This is a genomic window from Mesorhizobium sp. Root695, assembly GCF_001428185.1.
Taxonomy (GTDB): domain Bacteria; phylum Pseudomonadota; class Alphaproteobacteria; order Rhizobiales; family Rhizobiaceae; genus Mesorhizobium.
Map to the genome: position 1 here is coordinate 467154 of NZ_LMHO01000023.1, position 21972 is coordinate 489125.

At 60.7% G+C, this 21972-nt stretch carries 16 protein-coding genes; 4 read left to right on the plus strand and 12 right to left on the minus strand.

What is annotated here, in order from left to right:
• The 5 genes from ASD99_RS21330 to ASD99_RS21350 all read right to left on the minus strand — a co-directional run bounded on the left by ASD99_RS21330 (nucleotide 1) and on the right by ASD99_RS21350 (nucleotide 8151).
• Nucleotides 1-1899, minus strand: a complete 1899-nt coding sequence (locus ASD99_RS21330; protein ID WP_057144785.1) for an ABC transporter substrate-binding protein — start codon at nucleotides 1897-1899, stop codon at nucleotides 1-3.
• A complete protein-coding gene (locus ASD99_RS21335) occupies nucleotides 1896-3791 on the minus strand; it encodes an ABC transporter ATP-binding protein (RefSeq protein ID WP_056585117.1) in 1896 nt (631 codons plus the stop codon). Before ASD99_RS21335 ends, ASD99_RS21330 begins: the two co-directional genes overlap by 4 nt.
• Nucleotides 3792-3948: 157 nt before the next feature.
• On the minus strand, nucleotides 3949-5283 hold the full coding sequence (locus ASD99_RS21340) for an adenylate/guanylate cyclase domain-containing protein (RefSeq protein WP_056585116.1): 1335 nt from the start codon (nucleotides 5281-5283) through the stop codon (nucleotides 3949-3951).
• Between the two features lie 234 nt (nucleotides 5284-5517).
• Nucleotides 5518-6861 (minus strand): nucleotide sugar dehydrogenase, encoded by a 1344-nt coding sequence (locus tag ASD99_RS21345; RefSeq protein WP_057144786.1) that lies wholly within the window; start codon nucleotides 6859-6861, stop codon nucleotides 5518-5520.
• Nucleotides 6862-6969: 108 nt separating this feature from the next.
• Nucleotides 6970-8151 carry a DUF3095 domain-containing protein gene (locus ASD99_RS21350; protein WP_056585112.1) on the minus strand — a complete coding sequence of 394 codons (1182 nt, stop codon included), beginning with the start codon at nucleotides 8149-8151 and terminating at the stop codon, nucleotides 6970-6972.
• Nucleotides 8152-8225: 74 nt separating this feature from the next.
• On the opposite strand from ASD99_RS21350, the gene ASD99_RS21355 reads away from it, so the two are divergent.
• Nucleotides 8226-9314 carry a glycosyltransferase family 4 protein gene (locus ASD99_RS21355; protein WP_057144787.1) on the plus strand — a complete coding sequence of 363 codons (1089 nt, stop codon included), beginning with the start codon at nucleotides 8226-8228 and terminating at the stop codon, nucleotides 9312-9314.
• Nucleotides 9311-10072, plus strand: a complete 762-nt coding sequence (locus ASD99_RS21360; RefSeq protein WP_057144788.1) for a polysaccharide deacetylase family protein — start codon at nucleotides 9311-9313, stop codon at nucleotides 10070-10072. The genes ASD99_RS21355 and ASD99_RS21360 overlap by 4 nt, the downstream gene beginning before the upstream one ends.
• 1 nt (nucleotide 10073) lies before the next feature.
• On the opposite strand, the gene ASD99_RS21365 is transcribed toward ASD99_RS21360, so the two are convergent.
• From ASD99_RS21365 to ASD99_RS21375, 3 genes are all read right to left on the minus strand, one after another.
• Nucleotides 10074-10928: an MBL fold metallo-hydrolase gene (locus tag ASD99_RS21365; RefSeq protein WP_056585106.1), complete on the minus strand. Its 855-nt coding sequence runs from the start codon at nucleotides 10926-10928 to the stop codon at nucleotides 10074-10076.
• 212 nt (nucleotides 10929-11140) lie between these two features.
• The gene (locus ASD99_RS21370; protein WP_056585105.1) at nucleotides 11141-11590 is read right to left on the minus strand and encodes a cyclic nucleotide-binding domain-containing protein; all 450 of its coding nucleotides are present in this window, start codon (nucleotides 11588-11590) and stop codon (nucleotides 11141-11143) included.
• 34 nt (nucleotides 11591-11624) lie between these two features.
• Complete coding sequence (locus tag ASD99_RS21375) at nucleotides 11625-14339, minus strand: ABC transporter transmembrane domain-containing protein (protein ID WP_056585100.1); 2715 nt, start codon at nucleotides 14337-14339, stop codon at nucleotides 11625-11627.
• 268 nt (nucleotides 14340-14607) lie between these two features.
• Between ASD99_RS21375 and ASD99_RS21380 the strand changes: the two genes are divergently transcribed.
• Nucleotides 14608-15282, plus strand: a complete 675-nt coding sequence (locus ASD99_RS21380; protein WP_056585098.1) for a class I SAM-dependent methyltransferase — start codon at nucleotides 14608-14610, stop codon at nucleotides 15280-15282.
• Between the two features lie 194 nt (nucleotides 15283-15476).
• Here ASD99_RS21380 and ASD99_RS21385 read toward each other — a convergent pair whose 3' ends face one another.
• From ASD99_RS21385 to ASD99_RS21400, 4 genes are all read right to left on the minus strand, one after another.
• Entirely contained in the window at nucleotides 15477-16817 is a 1341-nt protein-coding gene (locus ASD99_RS21385) for an ISNCY-like element ISMesp4 family transposase (protein WP_057144789.1), read from the minus strand.
• 238 nt (nucleotides 16818-17055) lie between these two features.
• Nucleotides 17056-18252 (minus strand): glycosyltransferase family protein, encoded by a 1197-nt coding sequence (locus tag ASD99_RS21390; RefSeq protein ID WP_056585152.1) that lies wholly within the window; start codon nucleotides 18250-18252, stop codon nucleotides 17056-17058.
• Nucleotides 18249-19493, minus strand: a complete 1245-nt coding sequence (locus ASD99_RS21395) for a glycosyltransferase (protein WP_056585096.1) — start codon at nucleotides 19491-19493, stop codon at nucleotides 18249-18251. Before ASD99_RS21395 ends, ASD99_RS21390 begins: the two co-directional genes overlap by 4 nt.
• A 1-nt stretch (nucleotide 19494) precedes the next feature.
• On the minus strand, nucleotides 19495-20709 hold the full coding sequence (locus ASD99_RS21400) for a glycosyltransferase family protein (protein ID WP_056585093.1): 1215 nt from the start codon (nucleotides 20707-20709) through the stop codon (nucleotides 19495-19497).
• Between the two features lie 369 nt (nucleotides 20710-21078).
• Here ASD99_RS21400 and ASD99_RS21405 point away from each other — a divergent pair, with 369 nt between their 5' ends.
• Nucleotides 21079-21966 (plus strand): hypothetical protein, encoded by an 888-nt coding sequence (locus ASD99_RS21405; RefSeq protein ID WP_056585091.1) that lies wholly within the window; start codon nucleotides 21079-21081, stop codon nucleotides 21964-21966.
• Nucleotides 21967-21972 lie beyond the last annotated feature (6 nt).

Below are 21972 nucleotides of genomic sequence, written 5' to 3' on the forward strand. Positions count from 1 at the left end.
TCAGGACTCTCCAAGCCAGAATGTATCCGGCATGTAGACACCGAAATAGGCAGTCGGGTCGAAGCCGTAGAGCGCCTTGTCAGGCAGATTGCGCAGCCGCGAGGACGCCAGAACCGGCTGATACGTTCCGTTCACCGTGCCGATGGAAAACACCTGATCGGTGTAGATCGACAGCATCGAATTCCAGATTTCGGCGCGCTCCGTCGCTTCGGTCGATGCGTTCCAGCGTTTGAGCAAAGCCATCAACTCGACCACTTCAGGAAGATCGGGCGCCTCACCCATCTTGCCATGAGACAGGTAGTGAGCACCCCAGAGCGGCCATTGCAGCTGATCGTCGATGGTGGGGGCCAACTGGCTCGGGTTCATGTCGGCGGTCGGCACGCCATTGTCGATGCCCGACCACATCGACATCATGATCTGGCCACCAAGCGCGCGGCTGCGGAAGATGTCGCGCTGCGAAGTCCGGATGAACAGGGCGACGCCGATCTTGCGCCAGTGATCGGTGATGAGTTCGAGCGCGTCGGTTTCCAGCGTGCTTTCGCCGGCCGTTTCCACGATGATCTGCGCCGGGCGTCCATCGGCAAGGATCCGCAGGCCGTCATCGTCACGCGCCTGAAGCCCGACCTCGTCGAGCAGGGCATTGGCCTGGTCGGGATCATGGGTCACCCAGGCTTTCGCGAATTCCGGCCGGTAGAGCGGGCTCTCCGGCAGGACCGTATCGGCACTTTCCTGGGCCAATCCGTAGAACACGGCCATGTTGATCTCGCGCCTGTCCACAGCGAGCGAAAGTGCGCGGCGCACGCGCACGTCACGAAAAAGGCCACGCCACACCTGGTCGGCACAATTCAGATTGGGCAGCAGCGCTAACCGCGAACCCTGTGTGCGTTTCCACAGATGAATCTTCACCGGGTAGCGCTTCTCCGCATCCTTCAGGAAGGAGTAGTCGGTAAAGTCAATTCCCATGCATTGCAGGTCGCTCTCGCCCGCACCGGTCTTGGCGGAAATGATCGCCGACGAGCTGACATTCATGACAATCCGGTCGACATAGGGCAGTTGCCGCCCATTCTCGTCTATTCTATGAAAGAATGGGTTTCGCTCGAAGATGAATTGCTCGGCCGGCGGCTTGGTCCGGTTCTGCCAGGGATCAAGCGTGGGCAGATCCGGGTTCTCCGGGCGATACTGCCGTGACATGCGGATATGCAGGAGCGTCCATTTCTGGACCCGGTTCTCCTTCATTAGGCCTCCGAGCCGGAATGGATCCTGGTATTTCTTGTGGAACTGCTTGAGATAGGCGGCCGGCAGAACAAGCGATAGCGGCGAGGCGGCAGCGAGCTTGGGCAGGAAGTCGGGATTTGGCGCCTCCCAACTATAGCGGACCGTCAACGGATCGACGATCTCGAAGCGCGGCGGCTTGCCGTCCGCCATCAGGACCGGGGGGAGCCCGCCCTGCGAAAGCTCTTCGTTCAGCCAGACATCTTCCCAGCAATAGCGAAAATCCTCCGGCGTCAGCAGGCTGCCGTCAGACCATTTGTGCCCTTCCCGTATCTTGAAGGTGAAGACGCGATCATCCGCTACGTCGAAACCTTCGAGAATGTCGGGGTGCATGTTAAGCTTTTCGTCATAGCCGACCAGGCGAGCATACCCATAGATCGTCATCAGCCGGATGTCCTTTTGGCTGCCGATGATCGTCCGCAGCGTGCCGCCATACTGGCCGGGCTGCCGGCCCATCGCGGCGAGATTCACCACGCGCGGGCTCTTGGGCAGGCGTTCGGCGAGTGCCGGCAGCGCCAGTGCCTTCAGCCGCGGCTGAAGAAATTCCGGCTCCAGATCGCCTGCGTGCAACGTGCCCGGCAGAAACACCGAAGTCATGAGCCCAAGGACGGTGCGCCGGCTGATCAAGGGCGTAGCTCGCTGACATCGGCCGAACGTCGGGCCAGCACGAGGTGGCCGCCGCCAAGATCGAGCGGCGACAGCATATCCTCGTCGCCCTCGTCGCGGAATTGCGGTCCCCATGCGCTGGTGTCGGAAGCGCCGCTGAGTTTCAGCGTCTTGAAATCCATCGGCCTGTCGAGATCGGGGAAAGGCACTGCGGCGACCAGCGAGCGCGTGTAGGGGTGGATCGGTTTCCTGAGCAGAATTTCGCGCGGCGCCAGCTCCACGATACGCCCGCCGCACATCACCGCGATGCGGTCTGCCATGTAGTCCACCACCGCGAGATTGTGGGATATGAACAGGTAGGTCAGGCCCAGTTCCTTCTGCAAGTCCTTCAGAAGATTCAGGATCTGCGCCTGGACAGAGACATCGAGCGCCGAAACCGGCTCGTCGCAGATCAGGAGTTCGGGCCCCAGCGCCAACGCACGCGCGATGCCGATACGCTGACGTTGCCCGCCGGAGAAACTGTGCGGATAGCGCTTTATGAAGCGCGGATCGAGCCCGATTGCCTGCATCAGGCTCTTGACCGTGGCGAGTCGGGACGCGGCATTGCCACGTTGATGGATCTCCAGCGGCTCGCTCAAGATGTTCTCCACCGTCATGCGAGGTGAAAGCGACGAAACCGGGTCCTGGAAGACCATCTGGATTTTCGCGCGCAGCATGCGCAGGGCGTCTCCCTCGGCGCCCAGGACGTCGGTCGGTCCATCGCGGCCGTTGAAGATCACGGAACCGCCGCTGGGGGTGATGGCCCGCATGAGTATCTTGCTGACAGTGGTTTTGCCACAGCCGCTTTCGCCGACCAGACCCAGACACTCACCACGCCTGATGTCGAAGCTCACGCCGTCCACGGCGCGAACAGAGGTTTGATGCCCCCCGCTGAACCATCCGGACTTGCGGATGGTGAAGGTCTTTGTCAGATCCCTCACCGACAGCAGGATGTCGTCCGGCCCCTTCGATACCGGCGCAGTCTGCTTGCCGAGCAGGTTCCCGACATTCACCGGCACCTCGCGGAGCGCCTTTAGCCTTTCACCAGGCTTCAGGTCGAAATGCGGAACGGCTGCCATCAGGCCCTTCAGGTAAGGGTGGCCCGGCCGGCGGAATATCGCCTCGACGGGCCCCATTTCCATGATCTCGCCATGGTACATGACCACCACCTCGTCGGCGACATTGGCGACCACGCCGAGGTCGTGCGTGATCAGCAGCATCGCCATGTTCAGCTTGGTCTGAAGCCCCCGCAGCAATTGCAGGATTTGCGCCTGGATGGTGACGTCCAACGCCGTCGTCGGCTCGTCGGCGATCAACAATGCAGGCCGGCAGATAAGCGCCATTGCGATCATGGCGCGTTGCCGCAATCCTCCCGAAAGTTCAAAGGGATACATGTCATAGGCGCGCTTGGGATTGGGAAAGCCGACAAGACCGAGCATTTCCTCGGTCCGCGCCTTGCGCTCCGCCCGAGCCATGGGCGTATGAATCTGCAGGGATTCGCTGACCTGGTTGCCGATCGTGTGCAGCGGCGACAGCGATGTCATCGGCTCCTGAAAGATCTTGCCGATGCGGCTGCCTCTCAATGCCCGGATTTCGGCTCCGTCACGCGGCATCTGCAGGATATCCTGCGTCGTGCCGGGCTTTTCTGGATCGGAAAACAGGATACGGCCGCGAACATGGGCTGTGTTCGGCAAAATGCCCATTACTGCCTGGCTGAGAACCGATTTTCCGGAACCGGACTCGCCCACCAGCGCGGTAACCTTGCCGGGAAGGACGCGAAGATTTGCACGCCTGACGGCATGCAACGGTCCCCCGATAATGGCAAAAGAGATGCCAAGATCCTCTATCCGCAGCAGATCGACGCCCGAATTCATTCTCACACCAGCCCCACTCTGGCAGTCTGCCGGGCGGCAGACCCAAAAAGCAAGACTAGCGCATTGCCAGCCCAGAGCAACTTGGATTCGAAACGAATTCCGCGACGGAACCGGTGACCGGACTGCATACCAAGGCGTTCGGAACGGATCGTGTCGGTTACTGGAGCTTCCTCCGGTCGCTCGCCGAGAGCCGCGCGGCATCGCGATGAAGCAGCATGACCTGCTCGGCGTCCGATATCCGGTCGTGAATCGGCGCAGCGTCTTCATCGAGTGCGAGAGCACCCGACAGATCGGGTGAAAGCACCGTCAGCTTCTGCTTGATACCCGCCAGTTCCTCCGTGCCGAGCGTCAGCCAGCTGTTGGCGCCGCAATAGCTGGCGAAGTCCTTGCTGGCGAGAACGCTGTGCGGATATTTCTTGGTCAGGGTCTGGAGACGCTGGACCTCGTTTACAGCCGAGCCGAAGACAGAGAATGTCAGCCGGTCGGTAAGCCCGACATTGCCGAACATCACATTGCCGACATGCAGGCCAATACCAAATTTTATGTCGCCCAACCCCTGCTCCTTTCTGCGCAGATTGAGCTCCATCATGCGCGCGCTGGCCTTGTGCGCTGCCGCAAGAGCAGCCTGGCAGGCGATCTCGGACTGCGAGCGATGCCTTTCGCAGGGGTAGACGGCAATGAAGCCATCACCCAGGAAACTCATGATCTGCCCGCCTTTGCGATTGAAAGGTGCAGCAATGGCATCGAAAAACTGGTTCAGCGTATCGATATAGATTTCGCGACCGGAGGTTTCGGCAAGCCTTGTCGATCCGCGCATATCGCCCATGACAAGTGCGGCCCGGATTGTGTCCCCCTCGCCGCGCTTGATCTGACCATCCAGCACGCGCCTGCCGGCGTCGCCGCCAAGATAAGTGGTCATCATGTTGTCGGCGAGCTTGGTGAGCACCGCCATCTTGGTTGCGATAGCGAGATAGTTCTGGATACGCAATAGCGCCGAAATCATGCCGTCGCTGAAGCCTGAAGCACTGTCGGTCGACCAGGACCCCATCATGCCCTGACTGGTATCGCCGTTGAAGGGATGCACGAAAGCCATGTAATCGGTGACGCCCATACGCCCGAGGTCATCGAAAACAGGAAACTCCGACCGCACCGACGGGTCGAGCCGTCGCCGCAGGTGGTCGAGCTTGTTGCTGAGCAGATGGTAGTATGGGCTGGTCAGGAATCTGTCGGAATGAACGCCGTTCTCGCTGCGGAAGCCCTCCACTTCCAGGCCCTGGCCGCGAAGCCAGGTGAAGCCAAGCGCGTCATAAAGCGGATGAAGCATCGAAAAACTCAAATGCACCCGCTTCAGCGGCAGGCCGGCAGCAGCCAGCCGTTCACAAAAGCCCTTTACCAATGTTTCCAGGTCGTTGCCCGCCAGCGCCGATTGCGTCAGCCAGTCGGCAACCTTATCCATGAGAATGGTGGAAATTTCTGCTTGCGCTGTGCTCATGCTATCTCGAACCCGTCGAAGACGAGCCATCTCCTTTGATCCGCCACACAATCGAAGTCAGTGAAGCCGGCTTCGGCGACAAAAGCCGGCGAAGAATTTCCCGAATGACTGTCCTTGCAGGAAGGAAGCAGGCGTAAATTGCATCTATCACCTGGGACGCTATGTGGCGAGGCAGCCGGTGGAGTGCAATCCCGATCCTGACATCGGGCAAAGAATTCGCCGTCTCAGACACCGTCAGGCCTTCACCACCGTCTCTCGGGCCAGCCCGAGGCGGCCAAAAACATTGCGTGTGTCGACGATCAGAGGAGCGTGATCGGCGATCGCCTGATAGTCGATCGCGTCGTGGTCGGTTGCCACGACGACAGCATCGAAATCCTTCAAGGCCGCCTCGGTCAATTCGACCGAGCGACGCCCCTTAATCGCCATATGCTCGCGCGTGGTCGGGATCTCGGTGACATGCGGATCGTGGAATTCCGCCTTGCCGCCCCACTCCTCGATGAGTTCGATGAGCCGCAATGAGGGGCTTTCGCGGATGTCGGGCACATTCTTCTTATAGGCGAGCCCGATGATGAGAATGCGCGAGCGGCTGAGCGCCTTGCCGCAGCGCCGGTCCAGCGCCTTCGCCAGTTCATCGACCACATGACGCGGCATCGCCGTGTTGATCTCTGCCGCCAGCTCTATGAAGCGGGTCGGCAGTTCGTATTCGCGCGCCTTCCACGTCAGGTAGAAGGGATCGATCGGAACGCAGTGCCCGCCAAGCCCGGGACCAGGATAGAAAGGCATGTAGCCGAAGGGCTTGCTCTTTGCCGCCTCGATCACCTCCCAGATGTCGATGCCCATCGCACCGAGCACGACCTTCAACTCGTTGACGAGGGCTATGTTGACCGAGCGGAAGATGTTCTCGGTCAGCTTGACCGCCTCGGCGGTCGCCGTGCTGGAAACCGGAACGACGGTCTCGACCACGCTTTGGTAGAAAGCCTGCACGAGCGTCGCTGCTTCGATGCCGTCGCCTGCCACGACCTTGGGGATCGTCGCGACTTCAAAGCTGCGATTGCCGGGATCCTCGCGTTCGGGTGAGAAGCCGAGGAAGAAGTCTACCGTCGATTGCAAGCCGGTTTCTTCCAGTATGGGCTTGATCACATCATCGGTGGTGCCAGGATAGGTGGTCGATTCCAGCACGATCAGTTGGCCGAGACGCAGGTGCTTGGCGGTGGTGGCTGCCGTGTTCCTGACAAAGGAGAGGTCGGGCTCACGGTGTTTCGTCAGCGGCGTCGGAACGCAGATGATGATGACATCGCAGACGGCCAGTTCGGCAAAATCCGCGGTGGCGCGGAATCGTCCGCTCGCCACATGGCCGGCAAGGGCCGTCGACGTCACTGCCTCGACGTAGGATTGGCCGTTGTTCAGGCTCTCGACCTTCTGGACTTCGATGTCGAAGCCGGAAACCGGAAAGCCGGCGCGTGCGATCGCAACCGACAGCGGCAACCCGACATAGCCCAATCCTATCACACCGACTTGCGCGGCGCGCGTCGAAATCCGGTTCAAAAGACGGTCATATGTCGATCGTGAGGCGTCCAAAATCTGCTTTCTAGTCAATTCGGACAGACTATCCGCTCCATGGCAAGGCTCACCTGATCCCAAGAACCGTGCCGAGGCATATTGCGGAAAGTCGATTTCCGCAAGCCGTCATTGGACCGGCACCTTCGCCTTCAGGCTGGCGGCAGCCATCGCATAGCCGCCATCGGCGCCATCGATGAAATGAACGTGATCGGGCTGCAGCGGCGAGATGACAAGGCAGGTCATCAAGGCCGACTTCTGGCGGTGCAGGCCATAGCTGCAAATTCCCGCCTCTTCCGCCTGTTTCAGCCGGTTCTCGATCCGTTGTAAGACATCCGCGTCAACGTCGATGGTCATCTTCAAGCCGTCGTCGAACTTCCGGAAATCCGAATTGCTGGCCACCTCGCGTTTGTAGACCTTCGGATCGAAACGGCCGATCGTCCAGCCAAATCTGTCGGCGACAGCCGTAAGCGTCATCAGGAACATCACCCACAGCTTCGCCAGCCACCGCCACCCTGGCGGCGCCGTGGCCCGCGCCTCGACATCGAGGCCGGCGGGCAGCAGACTGTAGGCCGGCCCGTCCACCGGCACCGGGTGGCCATCGCGCTCCTGCCTACCGGCAAGGGCGATGATGTCGGAAGCCAGAAACTGAAAACCGCGCAAGTCTCGCGAAGCCCCCGGTATGGCTATGATCGAGACGATTTCGCCGTGCCGGGCATCGATTGGGTTCCAGCGGCAGGAGAGGCCGGTCAGATCCGGCCGCGCGCCGGCCGGCGCAGGATCGATGCGGTAGCGCCCTGCTTTCATCTCGGCTTCCGCCCAACTGCCGCCACCGCCTGCGAACATGGCATAGAACGCCGCTTTGGAGGCCTGGAACCTCGCCACGCGAACATCGAAGCCTTGCGCCCTTATGTCCTTTATCGGCACGATTGCCGCACGCAAGGTCAGATCCAGTTCATCCGCCACCCATCTCTGGACAGAAGCCAGCGCGTTGCGGGCGATCTCCAACGCTGAGCCGGGAAACGCCACGAGTGCGCCGTCGCCGCCGAACACATAGGGAAGATCTTGCCGGCCCAGCGCATTGAGGAGCGCCGAAATGACGCTGGCGCCGGCCATATTGACGGTTTTATAGCGCCCCGCCTCGATCGCCTTGGTCGAGCCGACGATGTCGGCGGTGGCCAGCGCCCAGCCATCGGGGAGAGGCCGATAATTGTCGATATCGGCAACGCTTTCGAACTTTGCGAAGACCGGCAACGAAGCGACAAACGGGTCGGACGCGACAGCTGTTTCCATGAGCATTAGATAGCACATTCCAACGCTTGAAGGTGAAGTCGATCGTGCTTCGAAATTGACTTGCGCAGGCTTTCCGATGATAGGGTCGCGCGATGCGAATTGCCTTTTACGCGCCGCTGAAGTCACCCAATCATCCGGTCGTCTCCGGCGACCGCCAGATGGCACGGATGCTGGTCAAGGCGCTCGAGCACGGAGGGCATAGCGTCGAACTGGTATCTGAGTTGCGCTTCTATCTACGCCAGCCGGAGTCGAAAAGTTTCGATGCGCTCAAGATCGAGGCCCGAGAGGAAGCCGCGCGGCTGACCAGGCTTTGGGATCGTGACGGCAAGCCCGATCTCTGGTTCACCTACCATCCCTATTACAAGGCGCCCGACTTGATCGGACCCGAACTGGCGTCGGCCTTTGCTGTCCCCTATGTGACAGCGGAAGCCTCCTATTCCAAGCGACGCAACGCCGGATTGTGGGCCGATAGCCAAGCGTTGGTGGCGCGAGCCATCGAACAGGCGGCGCTGAACATCTGCTTCACCCAAAGGGATCGCCAGGGGCTGACAGATGCGATTCCCGACGCCGCTTTCGGCATGCTTTTGCCCTTCATCGACACCTCGGCATTCCGCGAAATGCCGGCAGGGGGTTGTCCGACGCGCCTCATAACCGTCGCCATGATGCGCCCGGGTGACAAAGTCGAAAGCTATCGCATGCTGGCGCAAGCGCTCGGCGCGATCGGCCATCTGCCCTGGACCATGTCGGTCGTCGGCGACGGGCCTGCCCGTGACGAGGTCAAAGCGCAATTCGCCGGCTTGCCCGCCGACCGTATCGAATGGCTTGGCGCGATCGAGCCGGCCGCCGTGCCGGATGTCCTCTACACCGGGGGAATCTACGTCTGGCCGGGTTACGGCGAGGCCTATGGCGTTGCCTATCTTGAAGCACAGGCCGCCGGCCTTCCGGTGGTGGCTCAGGACATTGCCGGCGTACCGGAGGTCGTGCGGGATGGCCGGACCGGGTTTCTGACCCCGCCGGGCGATGGCGCGGCGTTCGCTTCCTCCATTGAAAGGCTTCTGGCCCGAAACGACGAAAGAACCATGATGGCCGCAGAAGCCAGACGTTTCGTTCTCGAAGAACGTTCCATCGGTTGTGCAGCGGCGCGTCTGGCCGAACTTCTCAAGAAGATCCCGGTCTCATGACAACCGATCCGATCTGGCAGCCCTTGGTGGAAGAACTGGCGCGCCGGCAACGGGCGGGCCGCAAGGCAGAATTCTGGCTGCGCGACGATGACGCCGTGGATCCGACGCCTGCGCTTGATCGGCTGCTCGACCTCACCGGTGAATTCGCGGTTCCTGTCACTCTGGCCGTCATTCCGGCCGAGACCGACGAGAAGCTTGTCGTCCGGCTTGGCACGGCGCCGCATGCCACGGTCGCCATCCATGGCTGGGCGCACCGAAATCATGCGCCCGAGGACCAGAAAAAGCAGGAACTCGGCGCGCATCGGCCACGCAAGGTGGTGCTCGACGATCTGGCTGGCGGACTGTCGCACATAACCGGACTGCACGGCGCGCGTGCCGTTCCGATGCTGGTGCCGCCCTGGAACAGGATCGACGCCGCCGTGGTATCCGACCTTGGATCGATAGGATTTGCGGCATTGTCGGTCTATGGACCGCCGAAGCCGGCTTCATTGGCGGTGATCAACAGCAATGTCGACATCATGGATTGGCATGGCACGCGCGGCTGCCGCGATCATGGCCTATTGGTCCAGGCTATCATCGCGCACTTGCAGCATGCATTCGACGACGAACCGGTCGGCCTGCTAACGCATCATCTCGTACATGATGAATCGGCCTGGCTTTTCCTCGAACGGCTGTTCGCAGTCACAGCGCGGACTGAACCCTGCGCATGGCGCCCGATCAGGACATTGATCGGGCGCAGCGCCGGGAGAGGAAAATAGCTCAGCGCTTTTTGTGCAATGAGACTGGAAATTTGAGCGTCTGGCCATCCCGCGCGGCAAAAGCGCCGGCAAACCTGTCTTTGGCCAGTTTCTCGATCTCGTCCAGTTGCTCGTCGGTGCGTGTCGGATCGTGGTGAAACAGCGCAAGCCCCCGCGCACCGGCCGCCTCACAGAGCTTGACGCCGTGGTGCCATGTCGAGTGCCCGTCACCGCGGTGGCGTTCCATTTCCTCCTCGGTGTAAGTGCAGTCGTAAATGACGAGGTCGGCATCTTCAATCAGGCCAAGCACCGCCTGATCGAGTTTGCCCGGCTCGTGCTCGGTGTCTGTGATCACTGCCACGACACGGCCGCCCCACTCCACCCGGTAGCCTATGCAGCCGCCCGGATGGATAAGACTGCCGGTTCGGACTACCACCCCTTCGCGTGGCCGAAGCACGTCTCCGGATACGAAATCACGGAAGTCGAGGCTTGCCTTGCAGATATCCAGTTTCACCGGAAACCACGGCGGCCGCATGAACTCGTCGACCATCTGCCGGGTCGTCATGCGTCCTGCAAGATGCCCGGACCAAAGGGTAACCTTGACGCTCCGATCATAGATCGGCGCAAAAAACGGCAGCCCTATGATGTGATCATAATGGCAATGGGTGAAAAGCAGGTCGAAATCGGTCACGCCCGACGCCCGAAGCGCCCGGCCGGCTGACCGTAGGCCAGAGCCCGCGTCGAACAGAAGCGTGTGCTTGCCGCATCGCATCTCAATGCAGATCGTGTTGCCGCCATAGCGCGAGAATTCTGGGCCCGATACCGCAATGCTGCCGCGCACGCCCCAAAACCTGACCAGGAAAACGTCGTCGTCCATGCAAACCCTTCGCAGTCCCCTTCGCCCATCGTAGCCAAAGAACTGCCGCCAGGGCAATTCCAGGAAAAGGGTGAACCGGTTTTCCCAGGAAAAGCGCGTAACGCTTTCCCTGGGGAATTGCGTCAAAACAAAGAGGCGAGACAGGTTTCTCCGGGTGACGTTCTCAGCAAGAGGCCAGTGCCGTCACGACGGCGAGGATTGAGCGTCATTCGTTATCTGGCGCTTCGTGCGTCGATCAGATCCGCGGTTGTATGGCTTAGGCGATCGGCAAGAACCCGCAATATCTCGATGGTCATTTCCGGAAACTCCTTCATAAGCCTCAGGAAATGATCCTTGCGGATTCTCAGGGCTTCCAGTGAACTTGTCGCTCTGACGGTGGCAGTGCGGGAGCTGTTGCACAATATGGCGATCTCGCCAACAATCGAATTTGGCAGCAGTTCGGCAACTTTTATCGGCCCGCTGTCGGAATCGACCAGAATATCCGCCCTGCCGGAAAGGATGACATAGGCGGCGTCTGCCTCGTCGCCCTGCCGGAAAAGAATCTCGCCGGCGCTGTAGCTCACGCGATCGGATGTGAACGCAAGCAGCTTGAGCTTTGCCGGCTCAATGCCAGAGAACAAGGGAACGCGTTGCAGCATTCCAACTTCATCCTTGAGCAGCATTGTCGCAAACCTTCCTAAATTCGCGTTTGCCAGACTATGACAGAAGTTCCTTGAAGATACCGTTCCCTGCCAAAAGTGTCTCGTGTGTTCCGTCTTCCACCAAACGACCCGAGTCGAAGACGACAACGCGATCGAACATCATCCCCATTGCCGGATTCGTCACGACCCACACAATTGCCGGCGAATGGCCGTCGCGTCTGGCTTCCTCGAGCACGTTTCGCAGCACTTTGTCCTGCATACGCTGGTCTAGCGCCTCCAGCGGCCGGTTGAGAATGAGAAAATCGGGGCGCTTGAGCAGGGCCCGGGCAACATCGAGCTTCTGTCGCTGTCCACTGGTCAGCCGCCTGCCACCGGAGCCGACGTTGAAGTCCAGGCCGACATTCAGAAGTTCGGCATAGAGCCCCAGTTCGTCAAGAATGTCATAGACGATGGAGCGTATGCGGTCCGGCGCGTCGGGATGGTTGTTGCCCACACGCCCGAACAGGACATTATCCATGACGGTAGCCGCGGCAATGTATTTGGCAGGATCGTACCGTTCGACCGCATTTTGCAGCTCGGGCGGCAGGTTTTCATAGAACAGGTTGCGTGCGGCGACGATCTTGCTCATCAGCTCGTCGCTCAGCAGGCCGAAGCGGTGGCGTGGCTCGATATAGGCAAAGCTCAAGGTGACCATCATGGCGCGGTCGTTCTCCGAAACTGCCTCGTAGGGACGGTTCTTGAGCCGTTGCAGCAAGGTTTCGTAGGCAGGTATCTCCTCGGCGCTCATGAAGGCGAGCTGCTGGAAGAACTGGTGATCGGGCGGCAGGTCGGCAAACAGCTCGATCGCCTGTTCCGCGATCTCCATACCCATTTCGTAGAGCGCGCGGTCGAGGCCGGATTGCCTCAGCACAGAAGCAAAATAGGGATTGGCCGCCAGAGCCCTGTCGGCCAGTTCGGGACCGGCGGCAGCGCCGAAGAGCAGGTTTTGACCGATCGTTGCTTCCTTGTTGTAGGCGCCCGGTTCGAAAGGAACCACCAGTCCGCTCAGCCCTTCGTGTTCCAGCCGGGTTCGCAGCGCCGCACGCAGTTCGACGATCCGCCCGGCAAGCTTCGTGTGGCGCGTGAGGTCTGCCGAAGAGCGCAAGCCAAGATCCAGAATGTCGCGCGACAGAACAACCGCGTCGAGCACCCGGCGCACGGCTTCAAAGAGGTCGTACGGGCCGGTAGCGCCGGCGGAAGCATAGTCGATCCAGTCGCTGTGGATATCAAGATCCGGATTGCCCGACCGGCGCGCCTCCTCGATGTCCCAGCCGCGCTGGTCTGCCGCAGCACCGTCATAAGTCACCGATGTCAGCGGCGCATGCTTCAACCCGTAGAGCAGGTTATCGCGGAGGCTTGCCTGGAACAGGAAAACATCCGACGAGGCATAGGACATGCGCCGGCCGGTCACTGCTTCGGGGAGTTCAAGCAGGTCGTCGGCGCCCGAAGCGACCCTTCCGCTGGTCGGCCAGACCAGCCGCGCGAAGGCTTCTGCAAGTGCGTTCGCTCCACCTGTTGCGGTCCCGACCAGCGCCACCGTCTCACCCGGCTTGACCTGGAGGGAGATACGGTCGAGGAGCACTGCACCGCCATCGTCTGCTATGGAGAGACTGATCGCTGACAGCGGGTCGGTAATCGGAGGGGGATCGTCGATCGTCAATGCCTCGATTTTCGGCGCGATGATACCCTCGACTGTGAACTGTTCAACGACCTGCTGATATTTGACCTGGACATCCTGCCGATCCTGATCCCAGTCGATCAGTTCCTTCATCGGTCCGGGCAGGTCCTTGTAGGCGCCGATCACGGCCACGAGCTGGCCGACGTCCAGCCGCCCCTGGATGGCCAGATATCCGCCGATCATGTAAAACAGAAACGGCGTGATCTGCGCGAGAAAATTGTTCAGGAACTTCACCATGAATTTCCATTGGTAGAGATCGAAGCGAATCTTGAAGATGCGCCCGAGCCGGGCAGCTATGTCGGCGCGCTCGTAGTTTGATGTATCGTGGACGTGAACCGCGCCGATGCCGTCGACGATTTCGCCAACTCGGCCCGAAAGCGCGCGCGCCGTCAACTGCCGTTCGCGCCCGAGCACGATCAGCCGCCGCCGCATTCGCGGGATGAGCACGATCTGGATCACCACGATCACGGCCGCTATCATTCCGAGCCAGACGTTCTGGACCACGATGAACAGCATGGCCGTCAGCGCCTGACCGCCGAGCAGCACCGGCTGCAGGAACGCATCGCCGATGAAGCCGCCCAGCGGCTCCACCTCGTCCTTCACCATGGTCGCCACTTCGGCGGATTTCACCCGCTTGAAGTAAATCGGCGGAAACCGCAGCACACGATCGACCAGATTGAAGCGGATACGCCGCAGCATGCGTTCGCCGAGGCGGCCCTTGTAGGTGTTGATGTAGAATTTGAACAGGCCGTTGACGACGACCAGCGAGAGGAACACAAGGCTCAGGGCAAACAGCGTCGCCTTGCGGCCGAGCTGAAAACCGGAGAAGACCAGGACCTCGCCGATGAACGGCAGGTTATAGTGTAGCCTCATGAATGGCTGGGTCGCGCCCGGTTGCTCGAAGCCCCTACCTTGGATCGGGCCGTTGACGATCAGCTTCGGCAGGTCGAAGGACATGAAATACGGGATCATCGAAAGCACGACGATCATCAATATCCAGAGCTGCTGCTTCTTGGTGTGCGTCCAGATATAGCGGGCTAGGCTGGGTTCCATATGCGACTGTGGACCCTTCAGTTGGAAGGATGCAGGATGTAAAAGCACCTGCTGGCGAATGGCGTACCGGCAATTTCTTCTTCGCCAACGACAGTCTCGAAGCTGCGGTGCACGGAGGACGCCAACGGTCCGGACAGATGCAGCCGGCTCTCTCCGGCACCGGGTAATGGCAAAGCGGCTAGCAGCATAGTCATATCCGCGGATCAAACAGCCTTGCGGGGGGCAAGATTGCATTGTGTCGCCCGAAATCCCGCCATACAAGACGACTATGATGGATGTCACGCAACCACGCAATGCCGGCACGGACTGGCACGAGCAAGCCCTGGACCTCACGCGAGGAATTGCTGCCTATGTCAACCGCCCTCTCGTGGCAGGGTTGGCGCGCGTCGTCGCCAAGCATCCGACGGCCGATATCGCCAACGCCTTCAACCACAAGCAGGTCGCCTGCAAGATGTGGGCGCTCGACAAGCTGTTCGAAAGCGGCGGCGGCCGGTTCAGGCGCATATGGGTTCTGGGTGGATGGTACGGCGTATTGCCGGCAATGCTTTTCAACGACGCCCGCTTCGACATCGCGGCGGTCGATAGCATCGACATCGATCCCGAAGTCGCGCCGGTCGCGCTGACCCTCAACCGGGAAGCTGGCGAACGATTCCTGGCGTTGACGGCAGATATGTACGCTCTCGACTATGCGGCCGGGCGTCCCGACCTGGTCGTCAATACGAGCTGCGAACACATAGCCGATCTGCGCGCCTGGCTTGCCCTGCTTCCGCGGGGCACGAATGTGCTGCTGCAATCGAACGATTATTTCAGCGAGCCGACACACATCAGCTGCGTGGCTTCACTCGCAGCCTTCGAAGCAATGGCCGCGCTGCGGGAGGTGCGGTTCTCCGGCGAACTGCCGACAAAAAATTATACGCGCTTCATGCTGATTGGAACTGTCTAGACTAGTTTCCGTCCATAAACGTGCGTTTTCGCCAGCATTTACAGGCATTTGGCTGTTGTCGTCAGCGACCTGTAGAGGGGATGGCGTGGTAGCAGAGCGTTTGGTCGGTCGAGAAAGACGTTGTGGGCATGATCCCGCGCAGGCCAGAAGATCGGCGTCGGCCGGTGGTTGCGCAACGGTGATGGGTGTCGCTGTCAGGTCGCTTTGAGGCGCGTGAAGAGAACCAGGTTGTAGGCCACGACCGAGGACCAGACGTAGGCCTTGAAGTGATCAAGGCCGCGCCAAGTGCAGCGCGCCAAACCGTAAGCGCGCTTGAGGCACGAGATGCCGGCTTCGATACCGGCGCGGAAGTTGCGCAGCTTGCGGTAGACCCACTTGCTTCTGACCATGTCCTCGATCCTGAGACCGGCCTTCTTGTGGAAGGCCATGTCGCAGACGCCCCACGCCTTCGCTGTGGCCAAGTTGTTGCGGGTGGCGAAGCCGCCATCGGCGGCCGCTTGCCGCGGTGCTTGACCATAGAGGTTGATGTGGCGCTCCAGCATCGGCAGCAAGCGGTCGCTGTCGGCCGGATTGCCTGCTTCTATCACCAGATCTAGGATCATGCCGCTCCTGCCGGTGGTGAGGTTGAGCTTGTGGCCGTATTCGGTATCGCGGCTGCCTTTGACGATGATATCGGCATGCTGTTCGAACAGGCTGACCAACTTCTCGCCGGCTGGCACCGGCTCGCCAGCCAACACCCGCCGCTCGCTCTGTCTGATGATGCGTTCCGCCAACGGCCGATAGTGCCGAACCTGGACCTGCCACAGTGCGATGAGTGGAGTGCTCGCCACGGCTAGTCGATCGGTCGCCTGCTTCAGATAGGCCAAGGTCGCACGGGTGATTGCGATCAGTTCGCGGTAGAGTTGGACCCGATTGGGTCGACCGCGCGTGAACTGGATCTTGCGGGCGCGCTTCTTGGCTGCGCGGCAACGATCGCGCCATGATGAGCCTGCGCCGCCGACCAAGGTATCGGCCCGCTTCAGCAGGCGCACCATGACCCGCACTGCATCCCAAAGCAGGCTGCTGTCGCTCGGCTCGTGTATGAGTGCCGAGGTCACGGTGCTGTCCAGCCGCACGACCGCGCCGTCTTCGAGCTTCGCCTGCCGCGCGCCTGACAGCAGTGTCCGATTGATCTGTTCCCAGGTCTCGGGCCGGATCGCGCTGATCGTCCTTTGCAATACCGACTTCTGCGGGCTCCATGGCCACGGCAGCCGGGCAAAGGCGCGAAACGAGGCGGAGTCCTCGAGATGGAACGCCAGCTCCTGGTAGCTCAGCTGGCGATATTGTTTGAGCAACGCACAACGCAACACTGCTTCGGCCGGCAGCCCTTGCCGCCCGGTGGCCTTGGCGCCGTCTCGGCATAGGTCTCGCGTCGCCAAAGCAAGCAGATCGCGATGCCCGTCCAGCCATTGCGACATCGCCTTCAACTCGTGGCCGATCTCGTGTGTGGCGAAAACATCGAATATGCTGGCTTGGACGGTGCGTTCTTGGCGCATTGTCGGCTCCGGCGGTGGCAGGGACTTGGAATCAGTGGCATGATCCAAGATACCTGAAACCGCCGGGCCTCGCTCGCGCAAAGGAACGATTCAGACAATAAAATCAATAAGTTGCTGTTTGTGGACGGAAACTAGACTAGAGCAGTTCAGCGCTTCGTAGGTGCGCTGAACTGCTCTAAGTGTTTGTTTTGACGCAATTCCGGACGGAAAGCCGCTTCACACTTTTGCTCGAATTGCTCTAAGATCCATCGTCTGTTTGATCATGAGCTTTTCCGAAACGGGGCCCCATTTTTAGGGACCATGTTCGATACCGCTCGCGCAGGATTTGCGCGGAGTGACGCGCACCTTCTAGATCGAGACGATGCGCGGATGGTGTCGGTGCCCCAAGCGCCTGTTCGACCGCTTGCGCCAAACCTTCCGGCGTTAGGTCCTTTTCCATCAGCACCGTTGCAAGACCGAGTTGTTCGAGCATCAGGGCGCGAAACGTCTGTTCGGTTTCCCCGCCGGCTGCAAATGGCACGAGCAGGGAGCGACAACCCGCGCGCAGGACATCGCAGACCGTGTTGTAACCCGCCTGCGAGACTGACAGGCGGGCGCCGGTCAGCAGGCTGGCGAAATCCTCGCGGAACCGGAAGATGGACAGGCCCGGCGTGGCATCGCCTGCGATCGCGTCAAACTCGTCTTTGGGCAGGTTTGGGCCGGTGATCAAACACCATTTCCAAGCATTGTTGGCATTCCGCGCCGCTGCGATGGTGGATCTGACAAGGCTCTTTCCGGCAGCCCCGCCGCCAACCGACACCAGAACGTCGAAGCGCTCGGAAGCCGCGGGCGATGGCGGCGCGGCAACGAGCCCTGTGTAGGTGATCTCAGCTCTGATCGCCCCAGCCAGTGGAAATGTCTTGTCGATGGTTACGAAAGCCGGGTCGCCGTGGACCATGACCAGGTCGAAATGCCTGTTGATGAGATCGACCGTTTCCTCGTCTCGGCCCGGCTTGAGGCGCTCCTGAAGGATATCGCGGACGGACGTCGCCAGCAGCGGCCTGGGCGACGCCGCGTCGATGGCCTCGATCAGCGGCAGGAGTTCGAAACGCATCTGCCGGCGTCCAAATGGAAACGCCTCGACAATGACGATATCAGGCCTGCAATCCCGAAATGCCTGGAGCAGCATCTCTGAACGCGATTTCTTGAAATCATCGTCGATGGGTTTACCCTGCAGGTCGACAAGTCCGGAAAATCCTTCATTACCGGAGGTGACAGGTGGCAGGGTTACAGATTTTACCCCCGGTCCCGGAAACCCCGCGACCGGCGCTCCGCCGGTTACGACGGTTACGTCAAACCCGTCATCGACCAGAGCCGCCGCAATGCGGCTGGCGCGCGCCAGATGGCCGATACCGAGCAGGTGCTGGACATAGAAGAAAATGCGCAGCCGCTTCAATCGGCGGCCCGCCACTCGCGCTCGAACAGTTCCTTGAGCTGTCCAATGCTTGCCATATGATCGAAATTGCCCCGCACGCGCCGCTCTGCGGCGTCGCCGAGGCGGGCGCGCAGCACGGGATCACGGATCAGGCGCTCCAGCGCCTGTGCCAGGGCAATTGGGTTTTCCGTCGGAACCAGCAGCCCCGTTTCATCCGGCGATAAAAGCTCCGGCACGCCGGAAATATCGGTCGACACGCAGGCAAGCCGCTGGCTGGCCGCCTCCACCAGAACATTCGGCAGGCCGTCCCGGTCGCCATTTGCGGTGATCCTGCAGGCCAGGGCGAAGATGTCGGCGCAGCGGTAGTGCTCAAGCACCTCCTCGTGCGCAAGCGCGCCTTTCCAAGAGACGCGACCATCAAGTCCGAGCTTTTGCGCCAGCGCCTTGAGCCGTTTCAGTTCCTCGCCGTCGCCGATATGCTCGAAACGCCACGCTAAATCGCCAGGCAAGAGGGCAAGGGCCTCCAGCAATGTATCGAAACCTTTCTTTTCAACGGCGCGCCCGACACTCAGAACGATAACCGGCTCGTCCGGCGCCGAGCCGTCATGCTGTTTTCGCGCCTCGCCGAAACTGCCAAAGCGATGAAGGTCGAGCCCATGGTAGCTCAGATGCACGGACGAGTTGCCGTTAGCGAGTTCTTTCAGACGGTCGAAGCCGGTCTTCGTGCAGGTGACCGTCCAGCGCGCCGAAGAAAGCTTGCCAGCCAGATCCCAGTCCGCCGAAGTCCAGATGTCCTTGGCATGGGCCGAGCAGCTCCAGGGCAGACCACGAAGCTGGCTGGCATAGCGCGTCACCGATGCCGGCGTGTGGGCGAAATGTGCATGCAACCATCCCGCGCCTTCCGGCCATTCGGCCGCCAGCACGAGCGCCTGCCCGAAGCGGCGCGCGCGATTGCGCGTAAAGTCGCGGGGGATATCGGCAGCCAGCGATCCGAGCGCGCGCCAGAAGCCCGGCCGCAGCAGATAAGCAAACAGCGAGCGAAGCACGCGCAAAGGCTCTTCATGCAGATATTCCGGCAGATAATGGACGGGCGCTTTGATCTCGTCATGCACGGGGTGGCGTTTTGCGTCGGTCGGCCGCCTGAGCGCGAAGAGTATCAGGTCGAACCCCGCACGCTCCAGACCGAGCAGTTCCTGCGCGATAAAGGTTTCCGACAGCCGCGGATAGCCCTTCAGAACCACGACGATCTTGCGATTTTGCAAGTCAGTTCATTCCTTCAACAACCGACAGGTGATGGCCGGCCCGCCGGTCGAGCAGTTCCGCGACGATTTCGGAAATATGAGGCAGCCCTTCCAGCGTCAGATGCGGATTGCTCTGTGATGGGCGGGGCCAGTCCGGCAGTGCCATCAGTGCATCGGCAAACCGCTGGGAATCCTTGGCTTCTTCCGGCAAAAGCATCGCGATGAGGCCGAGTTCGGCTGCGCGCCGAGCGCGGATCAGTTGTTCCTCGCGGGGCTCGACGCGCGGCACGATCAGCGCCGGCTTGTCGAAAGACAGTATCTCGCAATAGGTGTTGTAACCGCCCATCGCCACAACCGCCTTGGCGCCGGCAATCAGATCTTCCATGCGGTTGTCGAACTCGATGATCTTGATGTAGGGGATCTTGGACCCCTTCTTGAGCAGCTTGTTGCGCTTGCGCGCCGGCATGTAAGGCCCAAGCACGATCAGCGCCCTGTGTTGCAATTTCGGATCCTGCTGATAGGCATCGATGACGTCGTGGATCAGTTCGGCGCCGTCGCCTCCGCCGCCGGTGGTAACCAGGATATAGTCGCCCTCGGGCCGGTGGCCGGGCAACTCGTTCCGCTGCAGGCTCCGTTGCAGGAAACCGACGAACCTCATCTTTGCCCTGACGGCCGGCGGCACATCCAAGCCGGTCAACGGATCGTAGAAATCCGGCGGACCATAGGCCCAGACCTTGTCGTAGAACAGGCCTATCTTGCGCATCACATCCCTGCGTGCCCATTCTGCTTCGAGCAGATGCGGCGCATCCATCACCTCGCGCAGGCCAAGCACCAGCGTGGTGCCCCGCGTCTTGAGGTAGGACAGAGTGTCCTCAATCTCACCGCGCAGGCCGAGCGGTTCCTTGTCGACGATGAAGATATCCGGCCGGAAGGTCTCGGCTGTATGGCGGATGATCGACTGGCGCATCCTTAGCGTCTCATGCAGATCGATATCCTTTTCCAGCGAGGTGTACTCGCCGTTGCGCAACTTGATGACGCTGGGGATCTTCACGAAGTCGACACGGGCGCGGTAGTCGAAGGCGCCAGCGATAGGCGCACCCGAAATGATAAGCACCTGAAGTCCGCGGAAATCCTCGACCAGCGAATGCGCGATCGTCCGGCAGCGCTGCAAGTGGCCGAGCCCGAACGTGTCGTGGCTGTACATAAGAATTCGAGCATCTTGTACGTGATGGGTCATTGTTGAACGTCTTTTCGAATTCTCGCCTTGAGGACCATGGGCGCCCCCCCGTTTCGAAACCATCCTAGGTCTACCGACCTGTTGTGAAACATGAGGGCGCAATTTTCAATTTGTATTACCAAAAAACCGCAGATCGCCTAATGATCCGCGAACTCATCGACTTTGCCCTTCATCCGAAGGCTTCCAAGCGGTGGCCATACGCCCATCTCCTTAAGTGGCGTGACACCGCGCTCGCCACTTAACCACGACATACCCTGATGTGCCCGCGGTGTTCGCCTTGGTCCTAAGATAAAATCCACGCCGGAACCGTGCTAGGATGGGCCGCGCGGCGCGACTTGTCGTGCTTCAAAGCGGTCGGGAACGATTGTCATGCTCAATCCAATCTCCATCATGGCCGACCGGCTCGGCGACTATCTGTCAGAACTCTATCTCCAGTATTTCTCGCATCGCAATTCGGAATATGCGAGCTACATAGGCGGGGCGGCCCGCCTTGTCCTGGAGCGCATCGGCAATTCGAACGCGCTCTATCACAACATCGAGCATACACTGATGGTCACGCTCGCTGGCCAGCAGATCATCCGCGGCCGGCTGCTTTCGGAATCCCTGACCCCCGATGACTGGCTGCATTATACCTGCGCGCTGCTTGTCCACGACATTGGCATGGTGCACGGCGTGTGCCAGGGCGACACCGAGGACAGCTTCGTCATTAACGAGGTCGGCGACCGCTATACGCCACCGCGCGGCGCCTCCGACGCGGTGCTTGCGCCCTATCATATCGAGCGCGCCAAGATCTATGCGCGCCAACGTTTTGCTTCCTCGATGTTCATCAACGAGGAGCGCATTGTCGAGGCGATCGAGATGACACGCTTTCCGGTGCCGAACGATCCGGCCTACCAGGTCACCAACACCGAACCGGCGCTGGTCAGGGCCGCGGACCTGATCGGCCAGCTCGCTGATCCCTTCTACCACCGCAAGCTGCCGGCGCTGTTTGCCGAGTTCTCTGAGATCGGGATGGTGGAAAAGCTCGGCTGCAAGACCGCCGCCGATCTCGGCGCCATTTTCACCGATTTCTTCACGCTGCAGGTCGAGCCCTATATCGGCGACGCGATCCGCTATCTTGAGCTGACGACGGAAGGCAAGCAGTGGATCGCCAACCTCCACAGCAACCTCTTCCAGTCCGGGCATCGCCCGGCCAGGATCGGGCCGTTCCCCGGCGTCTTGCAGCCGACCTCGGCGAGCGTCTCGGTGGTAACTTAAGTGCTG

What these genes read in the sequence shown, in the direction of transcription:
- ASD99_RS21400 (WP_056585093.1), bottom strand. Translation starts at nt 20,709, where the DNA reads ATGACCCATCACGTACAAGATGCTCGAATTCTTATGTACAGCCACGAC.
- ASD99_RS21365 (WP_056585106.1), bottom strand. Translation starts at nt 10,928, where the DNA reads ATGGACGACGACGTTTTCCTGGTCAGGTTTTGGGGCGTGCGCGGCAGC.
- ASD99_RS21405 (WP_056585091.1), top strand. Translation starts at nt 21,079, where the DNA reads ATGCTCAATCCAATCTCCATCATGGCCGACCGGCTCGGCGACTATCTG.
- ASD99_RS21370 (WP_056585105.1), bottom strand. Translation starts at nt 11,590, where the DNA reads ATGCTGCTCAAGGATGAAGTTGGAATGCTGCAACGCGTTCCCTTGTTC.
- ASD99_RS21355 (WP_057144787.1), top strand. Translation starts at nt 8,226, where the DNA reads ATGCGAATTGCCTTTTACGCGCCGCTGAAGTCACCCAATCATCCGGTC.
- ASD99_RS21375 (WP_056585100.1), bottom strand. Translation starts at nt 14,339, where the DNA reads ATGGAACCCAGCCTAGCCCGCTATATCTGGACGCACACCAAGAAGCAG.
- ASD99_RS21350 (WP_056585112.1), bottom strand. Translation starts at nt 8,151, where the DNA reads ATGTGCTATCTAATGCTCATGGAAACAGCTGTCGCGTCCGACCCGTTT.
- ASD99_RS21340 (WP_056585116.1), bottom strand. Translation starts at nt 5,283, where the DNA reads ATGAGCACAGCGCAAGCAGAAATTTCCACCATTCTCATGGATAAGGTT.
- ASD99_RS21385 (WP_057144789.1), bottom strand. Translation starts at nt 16,817, where the DNA reads ATGCGCCAAGAACGCACCGTCCAAGCCAGCATATTCGATGTTTTCGCC.
- ASD99_RS21360 (WP_057144788.1), top strand. Translation starts at nt 9,311, where the DNA reads ATGACAACCGATCCGATCTGGCAGCCCTTGGTGGAAGAACTGGCGCGC.
- ASD99_RS21335 (WP_056585117.1), bottom strand. Translation starts at nt 3,791, where the DNA reads ATGAATTCGGGCGTCGATCTGCTGCGGATAGAGGATCTTGGCATCTCT.
- ASD99_RS21380 (WP_056585098.1), top strand. Translation starts at nt 14,608, where the DNA reads ATGATGGATGTCACGCAACCACGCAATGCCGGCACGGACTGGCACGAG.